Consider the following 8376-nt stretch of genomic DNA (forward strand, 5'->3'; position numbering starts at 1 on the left):
TATACGTTGCAACAAGCAATGCGTGGAGGCGTGGTCGATTACTTACTCAAGCCGGTTATGTTTCCTCGTCTCGAAGCCGCACTTAAAAAATATCATGTACAGAAAAGTGAACTCAGTAACGCCGATGATTTGAATCAAAACTTAGTCGATAAAATGCTGCAATCTTCGAACACGACGGAAAACAGTGCCCAACGACTGCCAAAAGGTATCGATAGTGTTACGTTAGACAAAATTAGAAATTTGTTTTTGCAACCCGCGAGTTTAACGGCGGATGAAGCCGGTGAAAGTATCGGAGCAAGCCGAACCACGGCTAGACGCTATCTTGAATACTTGATCAGCTCCGGAGAATTAGAAGCAGACCTAAACTATGGAACAGTGGGAAGGCCAGAACGTTGCTATAAAAAACTCATGCGATAATCAACTTTGTTCGACATAGATTTCTAACGATCAAACGATGTTAGAGTAGCAGTATTAGGAACGTTTAATTTTGAGCCGACGATGAGAGAATATGGCGAAAGGTTGGATGTCATAAGCAGGGTCAAAGTGGATGATTTCGACATCGTCTGTTCCATTTAATCGGTATCATTTACCGCTGAGTATTGCAATTTGCGTATTGAAAGAAGGCGAGCTTTATTATGCTTTCAACAAAGATGTCGATACAAACCTTATTGATGAGTTGCAACAAGCTATTGATAAGGTTAAAACTAGTATTAATGACAGTGGTATTAACCAATACGATGCTATTATTAATAAATACCAATAATTCTACTTTGAAGACAGATGTGACAGCATGAGCCAGAGCAGCAGTACAATTTTAACTGAGAGTGGTACCAATGAACTTGAAATTATTGAGTTTCATTTGGAAAAGCAGTTGCCTGATGGGAGCACTAAAACGTGCTACTACGGGATAAACGTTGCGAAAGTACGTGAAGTAATTCAAGTGCCCGATACCACAGACTACCCTAACGCCCAGCCTCATATGGTTGGTGTTTTTTCTTCCCGCGATATATTGACGCCCTTGGTTGATCTAGCCGGTTGGTTAGGTGTACCCACGAAAGCTGAATTAGAGAAAAAGTTTGTCATAGTGACTGACTTTAATCGCATGACCAATGGCTTCCTTATTGACAGTATCAGCCGTATTCATCGTATTTCATGGAATGATGTTGAGTCTCCGAGTCAGTTTTTAGAAGCTGGCGAGCAAGATTGCGTGGTGGCTGTGGTCAGAAAAGACGGTAATCTGATCATGATTTTGGATTTTGAAAAAATCATCGCGGACATTAACCCTGAGCTTAGTATGGAAAAATACGATGTGACGGTTGATCGCTCGGTCGATTTGAACCAGAAAATTGTCACCAAGCGTAACGCTAAGACTATCATGGTCGTTGATGACTCAGCGTTTATTCGTAGTCTTATTCAAGATACCCTTGGATCGTCTGGGTACAATATTATTGCGTGTAAAGATGGCGGAGAAGCCCACGAAAAATTGATGGAGATAGCGCAAGTTGCGGCGAGTGAAAATATCTCTGTTGATGAGCTTATCAATGCGGTGGTTACTGATGTAGAAATGCCAAGAATGGATGGCATGCATTTAGTTAAACGCTTGAGAGAAACACCGGCTTATTCGGCAACACCTATTGTCATGTTTTCATCTCTAATGAGCGAAGACAACCGCTCTAAAGCCCTGGCATTAGGCGCAAATGATACGATAACCAAACCAGAGATTGGTAAAATGGTCTCTATGATGGATAAATACGTATTTTCGTAGCGGTATAACAGTGCACAAGGGTTGTCGCTCTAAAAGGGTTTAATTGTAGAAAACATAAACCAAGCACAATGAATCTGTGTTCTACCTATCGGTCTAAGTAAGCGTGATTGGTATTACCTGAAAGAGCCCTATACATTTTATGCATAGGGCTTTGTTATGTGGGGTTATGTTCCTATGCCCTTTAGTAAAGAGATCAGTTCAGCTTCGGTCTTGGGTTCTTTCGACAAGATGAGTTCAGGAGAACTTCCACCTTTCAATACGTAAGCTCTTGTGGTGCAGTGATCGTAGTGATACCAGTAACCATCGACACAGACATCCGTGTAGCAACGAGGATCTTGTTTCAATTCCATAATAAATTTAACCTTTACACTTGTGTAACAATTACTACGATAATTGATCACAATTAAGTGGGGAATGATACAGATCAAATAAGACATACATTCAGTGATTTTCATGAAAACAAGAAGTATTGCTGATCTCCCATTATTAGCAACATAAATGGCACTTTCAGCCAACTTCGTTTATTAATTAATAAGTTAACCGTATTTGAGAGTTTAAGTAGCAATGGAAAATATTTTCATAGTTGTCGTACTTTTGGTTGTGTTTTTTGTTTTTGTACAAAAGCGACTAGTAAAAAATGAGAGCATAAAAGACAGTGCGTATAAGCGTAAAGGGGCAATCCTTAGCGTGCAAGAAAGTGCGGTATACAATGCATTGGTCGCAGCCGTCGGTGAACATGGTATCGTTTTAGCTAAAGTCAATCTGTCTAATGTTTTAACGCCTGTCGCGACAGATAAAAAGAATTGGTTTGTCGCTAATAATCGTATCGCAAAGAGTTACTTCGATTTTGTTATCTGTGATCCTCGCTCTCTAGAGGTTCGAGTAGCGATTGAACTGGATAATGGCCGAGAACTTGATAAAGGGAAAGTGGACCGTCAGAAGCTACTTATGCATGTCTGTCAGTCTGCGAGTATTCCATTGATAGGCACTTCGATTAAACACAGCTATCAGGTCGGTCGATTAAGACGTTTGCTAGCCGCGCACATAGATTTGATTGAACCAGACAAGGAAATCCGTTTTTGCAAAAAATGCGGAAGCCCAATGGTCGTGAAAGTGGCTAACCAAGGGGAGTTTAAAGGTCGCCGCTTTTTTACGTGTAGCCGCCAGCCGCAGTGTACTTATACTGAAAACTATAATGTGGTTTTTGAGGATTAAGGATTAATCAAGCTTGGCCGCAAGTGGTACAGAAGATAACGCACTGTGTTTTTGCTCGGAGCACACCATCACCTGATTACGGCCATTTTTCTTCGCACGATATAATTCGACATCCGCCTTCTTAAGGACATCTTCTAGCCTGACAACTGGGTTACACTCGCAAACACCGATGCTAACCGTTACCTTAATGGAAGGAAGCAAAGCAGTAAACGAATGCGACGCTACTTTTTCTCTAATTGCTTCAGCATAACGCTCCGCTTGGAACAAGTCAGTGTGGGGGAGTGTTAAGCAAAACTCTTCTCCGCCAATTCTAAACACCTGAGACTCCCCAATCGTATCCCTAAGCAGTTTAGCCACTTCAATGAGAACTTTATCGCCAGTAGAATGACCAAAACGATCATTAACTTGCTTAAAGAAGTCAATGTCTAGTATGAGTAAGCTCAGTGGGGCATTGGCGGCTCGTTGCAGGCTAGGAAACTGGTAGGTTAAAGCTAGGCGGTTATAAGTGTTCGTTAGTGAATCCTTTGATGCGAGCAAGGACAACTTTGTCTCTGCCTTTTTCCTATTTGATTCAAAGATATGAGCGGTGACCCAAACGGCGAGATAGCAAGCGGTAACATTAAGTACGAGCATGCTGTTGCTAGATGCCGACTCAAAACTGGATTTTGTTGTAATGATTGCAGTTTGAATCAGAAAAAACACCACGGTGCTTATGCAACCTTGCTTGGTTCCTAATAGAAGATAAAAGAAAACGGGAACAAAGCTGCCCCACACAAAAATCGCGTTTTCAAAGGGCAATATGGACGTGGCTAAGCTAATAATGAACGCTAGCATAGAGGTGAAAACAATAATTGAACGGTATGAGTGACGAAACTGCTTTGCTAAGAAAAAGAGGTAAAATGAGTAAAAAGAAAAAACCAAGTGGCAGCTAGCTAGAAGAATTTCATTATAAATGAAAAAGTTATAAGCACCAAAGATCAAAGATCCAAACGCCAGTACTAAGCTAAGCCAAGTGAGTACAACAGCGCGAAGCTTATGTGAGTTGCTTAACGCATCCACGTCCATGAAGGTTCCTAGCAGTTTTATCTTTATTCGATCGAATCTGAATGATAGTTACTTTAAAGGTATATGCAATTAGTATTGGAATGTATATCACATTTTTGTGACGTGTATTGAAATGCATTCATTCTGCTAAGCAGAAAGGGTGATTTGCAATTGGATTTATATCTATGTGCAAGAAAAATAACACAAAAAATGAACAAAACTGAGCAGAAACTGTGTACCTCACTGATCCTGATATTTCTTGTCCATTAGTAAATCCGCGATTGTTTTGCCAATGTGGAACAATTTAAGCTTCAGATTCATTGACGATAACAAAGGTCGACGGCATGAGAGTGACGAGATGTTAATCAACTTGCTGAGTAAGTAGGCAAACGAACGTGTTTGCGATAAAAAATACGATATCACAGTTGACGCATGCCAAATGAATAGTTAATATCTTCCTCGTTCTCAAGGCAAAGGTTAGTTCAAGTAACATATTGATTAACTTTGATTTGTGAAGCATGCCCGCTTAGCTCAGTTGGTTAGAGTACTTGCATGACATGCAAGGTGTCACTGGTTCGAGTCCAGTAGCGGGCACCACATTATACGAAAGAGCCCACCTAGTGTGGGCTTTTTTGTGCCTGTAATTCCTTGTTTTATCAAGCTCTTAGCCATTCATTGGTCCCAAGAGATTCCATGATGTGTTGTAAAATCCACCGTTTAAAGTAATCTCTGAAGTAGTCTTTTAAGATCTAAGCAATTTCGAGGTTACTTCAGGGGGTTACGATGGCGAAAAAAGTACAGCCTTTAACGGCAACTCAAATCAAACAAGCAAAGCCTAAAGAGAAAGAATATAATTTAGGTGACGGTGATGGATTATCATTGAAGATTAAGCCTATAGGAACAAAACTATGGCGTTTCTCTTACTATCATCCCATTTCACGAAAGCGCTTGAACCTAGCCTTAGGTAAGTACCCTGACGTCTCACTAGCCAAAGCAAGAACCAAAGCGATTGAAGCGAGAGAGCTACTCGCTGATGGTATTGACCCTAAAGAGCACCGTGACACTACTCTCAGAGAAAAACAGTTAGAATTGTCGAATACGTTACAGTCGGTGTTTGATGACTGGATTGAAGTGAAGAAAACAAGCGTCAAAGAGCAAACGGCTAAGAAGCTAAAGCAACGAATTGAGAAGTACCTCTTACCTGATCTTGGTAAGTTTCCTCTTGGTGATATTACGGCACCACAAGCGATCAAAACAATTAAACCTATTGCAAACCAAGGTAAATTAGAAACCGTAGGGCGGCTCTGTCGTAACCTAAATGAAATAATGACCTTTGCAGTAAACACGGGTGTGATTGAACACAATAAGCTCGCAGGTATTGGTAAAGCTTTTGAAACAGCTAAGGTAACTAACCAAGCTTCGTTAGCTCCAGACAAGCTTCCAGAGCTCCTCAAAACAATCAACTACGCATCCATTAAACCCATCACTCGTTGCTTGCTAGAATGGCAACTTCACACCATGACAAGACCTGCTGAAACGGCCGGGGCACGTTGGGATGAAATTGATAAAGAAAAGATGCTTTGGGTTATTCCTGCTGAAAGAATGAAAAAGGGAAGGGTACACACTGTTCCTTTAACAAAACAAACTTTAGACCTATTAGAGACGATTGATTTCATCACGGGTGATAGTGAATACCTTTTCCCTGCTGACAAAAGTAACAAAAATCACATCAACAAAGAGACAGCAAATAAAGCATTGGTACGAATGGGCATGAAGGGTAGGCAAACTTCCCACGGTTTGCGCGCATTAGCTAGTACCACTCTAAATGAACAGAATTTTGATCCAGACATTATTGAAGCTGCACTTTCTCATGTAGATAGAGATAAGGTAAGAAGCGCATACAACCGCACTGATTACCTTGAACGACGAAAGGTTTTAATGGCGTGGTGGAGTAAGCATATCGAAGAGGCTGCAACGGGTAGCATGTCTATTTCAGGTAAAAAGGGTTTAAAAGTTGTTGGGTAGTTTGTCTACTGCGACTATCAAACTCTTTGCCGGTTTTTTGATGTAATCTGATAAATGATGGTGGGCCATTTTTGTCTAGATTGTTGGGATTAGACGCTTAGGGCTGATAGTCATGGAGTTTGTCACGATCTTCGTCTTGTATATAATAATGACCAAACTTTAGCATTAACACTGATCAAATGAGTATAAAACCACAAATGTACGATCAAATCATACTGATCTATGGTGTTAACATAGTTTCAGGCTAGAAATACTGACGCAGGAATATGTAGTGAGGCAATAAGATCGGGTTTAACTTGTTGGACTAATTACTTATCCTGGTACTTTTTAAGTGCATCTTTTGCTAGTTGCCTGTCACACCATATAATTATGCTATCCGCTTTCACACAGAAAAGACCGAAACCAATAACAATCAATAAAAACACATCAAGGCTATGCATTCTAGTCCCCTTTGAAAAAACGATTCTAAACACTATTAATAATATAACAGATGTAGGCCTATTTTTCACGTGATTCTAAGTACATTAATAATCTGATAGTGTGTTTTTACCTCACACTGCATGAGAGGTTATATCACGGTACTAATCTAGATGGTGTTTTAAGGCTTTTGCAAGCCCAAATACTACTGAACTTAGTCTGCTTATTGTCAGTACATTCTGAACTGAAGAACCCTAATGATATAGGGTGTATTTTAAAACAATAATAATCAACTCACCTTATCAATTTAGTCATTATCAGAATTAACTCCCATGAAACATTACAAGTTAATTAGTTGATTGTATATTTTTTAAAACTTACGTATGTTATTTTTAATAATCACTTCTACTCACGAAGACTAAATGTTTTAAATGAACAATAGGCTAGTATTAATGTTTTAAGTGAACATGACAAATATTTTAAATGTTCAAAGTGAACATTGGTTGATGTTAATTTCTTCAAGTGCTATAAAAATAAAATATTTTTATTTAAATGTTGATTTTTTCCATGTGAGTATTATTCTTCATTGAGGTTTTCTTGGTTGTTATTCAGTGTTTTTAATAATTCATAAAGTTTGTCGTAATATCTAAGAAGATAGACGATATGTGAATTGGTAGAGAGTTTGGAAATAAAATACATATGTTAGATTATATCAAGTACTAGTAACCAATAAGGTAGTGATATGAGAGTAATAACGCTTGCGCTATGGCTATCGGCAATGTATGTACATGCCGAGATTAATGTAGTGTTGGATAATAACAATCAAATAATCGTGGATGTAGTGGATGATTATACATTAGGGGCTAATGACACATTAGTCAGTGCAAAAAACATCTCCATTGAATCCGCAAAAAAAACGGCTTCCGATTATGCAGGGTCATACGTGGAAAGCTCATTTGATATTAAAAATAACAAACTAACGCATCAACAATTACGAGTGTTGAGTGCAGGGTTTTTAGAGGTGATTAGCAGTAAGCATTCACAAAAAATAAATGACTCTGGCAGTGTTGTCTTAACCACAAATGCTCGAATTAAACTCTCGAAAGACACAATCCGTGACGGTTTATCTAAGCTAAAAAACGATCCTGAGCGAAAAGCCCAAATTACCTCTCTTGAAAAAGATAACAGTCGTTTACGCAGTGAGTTGATTGCACTAAACAAAAGCATCAACGATGGAGCCAACCGCACTGATTTGATGGCCGCTCGTCAAAGCATTTTGAATGAACTTGAGAAAAATAGAGAGACAACCAAACAGGTCTTTGCAGAAGGCACACTCTTCCAACTAGCTTCCCTAGATTCTAATGATTATGAACTCGCTATTAGAGATATAGATGATAATTTTTTTGGCCATTTCATCCATGAAACGAAACTAAAGATGCACAAGCCAAAGTTCACTAAAAACCCTAATGGTACTTATGATGTGTTCATAGCCGTTGATTGGAATCTGGAGAAAGGTCCTGTTAAAAATATTCTAGAAAAATATTTTGTAGTCAAAGACAAAGCGCATTCTAACGCGCCTTACACTCTTGCTGTACGTCAGTATGACAATACGGGTAACAAGCAGAAACTTCAGTTTTCAGGACACTTAAATGACTACCTGAGAAGTAAAGTGATAGTGATAAAAATTGATGCTTTATATGCGATGGGTTATTTACCCATTGGACACCTAAGCGGTTTCTTTGGTGATGAAGAAATTGCTTACCAATTTTCTTCAGATAGTAAAAACAATAAAATGCTAAGTCATTCATTTAGAAACCCCATTATCATCAATAACCTCAATGAACATCAACTTAAGTCCCTAAGATCTTTAAATTCCAGTGTCGAAGGGCTTTGTTGCCGAATTCAGCTAA

Annotated in this window: 7 protein-coding genes, 1 tRNA gene and 1 pseudogene; 7 read left to right on the plus strand and 2 right to left on the minus strand. The window is 39.1% G+C overall.

Annotation, left to right across the window (positions count from 1 at the left end; translation table 11 throughout):
- The 3 genes and pseudogenes from ACP45E_RS08330 to ACP45E_RS08340 all read left to right on the plus strand — a co-directional run.
- Positions 1 to 417 (plus strand): annotated as a pseudogene (locus ACP45E_RS08330) (two-component system response regulator); the annotation flags it as partial.
- 130 nt (positions 418 to 547) lie between these two features.
- Entirely contained in the window at positions 548 to 763 is a 216-nt protein-coding gene (locus tag ACP45E_RS08335; RefSeq protein WP_017034216.1) for a hypothetical protein, read from the plus strand.
- Between the two features lie 27 nt (positions 764 to 790).
- The gene (locus ACP45E_RS08340) at positions 791 to 1765 is read left to right on the plus strand and encodes a chemotaxis protein (RefSeq protein WP_017034217.1); all 975 of its coding nucleotides are present in this window, start codon (positions 791 to 793) and stop codon (positions 1763 to 1765) included.
- A 164-nt stretch (positions 1766 to 1929) separates the two neighbouring features.
- On the opposite strand, the gene ACP45E_RS08345 is transcribed toward ACP45E_RS08340, so the two are convergent.
- The gene (locus ACP45E_RS08345; RefSeq protein WP_017034218.1) at positions 1930 to 2115 is read right to left on the minus strand and encodes a hypothetical protein; all 186 of its coding nucleotides are present in this window, start codon (positions 2113 to 2115) and stop codon (positions 1930 to 1932) included.
- A 214-nt stretch (positions 2116 to 2329) separates the two neighbouring features.
- On the opposite strand from ACP45E_RS08345, the gene ACP45E_RS08350 reads away from it, so the two are divergent.
- Positions 2330 to 2980 carry a DUF2726 domain-containing protein gene (locus ACP45E_RS08350; protein ID WP_017034219.1) on the plus strand — a complete coding sequence of 217 codons (651 nt, stop codon included), beginning with the start codon at positions 2330 to 2332 and terminating at the stop codon, positions 2978 to 2980.
- A 3-nt stretch (positions 2981 to 2983) separates the two neighbouring features.
- Here the strand turns inward: ACP45E_RS08350 and ACP45E_RS08355 are convergent, their stop codons facing one another.
- Positions 2984 to 4045 carry a GGDEF domain-containing protein gene (locus ACP45E_RS08355; protein ID WP_017034220.1) on the minus strand — a complete coding sequence of 354 codons (1062 nt, stop codon included), beginning with the start codon at positions 4043 to 4045 and terminating at the stop codon, positions 2984 to 2986.
- 499 nt (positions 4046 to 4544) lie between these two features.
- On the opposite strand from ACP45E_RS08355, the gene ACP45E_RS08360 reads away from it, so the two are divergent.
- From ACP45E_RS08360 to ACP45E_RS08370, 3 genes are all read left to right on the plus strand, one after another.
- A tRNA-Val gene (locus ACP45E_RS08360) sits at positions 4545 to 4621 on the plus strand.
- A gap of 186 nt (positions 4622 to 4807) precedes the next feature.
- Positions 4808 to 6049 (plus strand): integrase domain-containing protein, encoded by a 1242-nt coding sequence (locus ACP45E_RS08365; protein WP_017039130.1) that lies wholly within the window; start codon positions 4808 to 4810, stop codon positions 6047 to 6049.
- A gap of 1159 nt (positions 6050 to 7208) precedes the next feature.
- Positions 7209 to 8376, plus strand: a 1168-nt coding sequence (locus ACP45E_RS08370) for a hypothetical protein (RefSeq protein WP_141707258.1), incomplete at its 3' end; no start/stop codon positions are given.

Source organism: Vibrio genomosp. F10 str. 9ZD137 (genome assembly GCF_049974785.1).
In the GTDB taxonomy this organism is placed as follows: Bacteria; Pseudomonadota; Gammaproteobacteria; order Enterobacterales; family Vibrionaceae; genus Vibrio.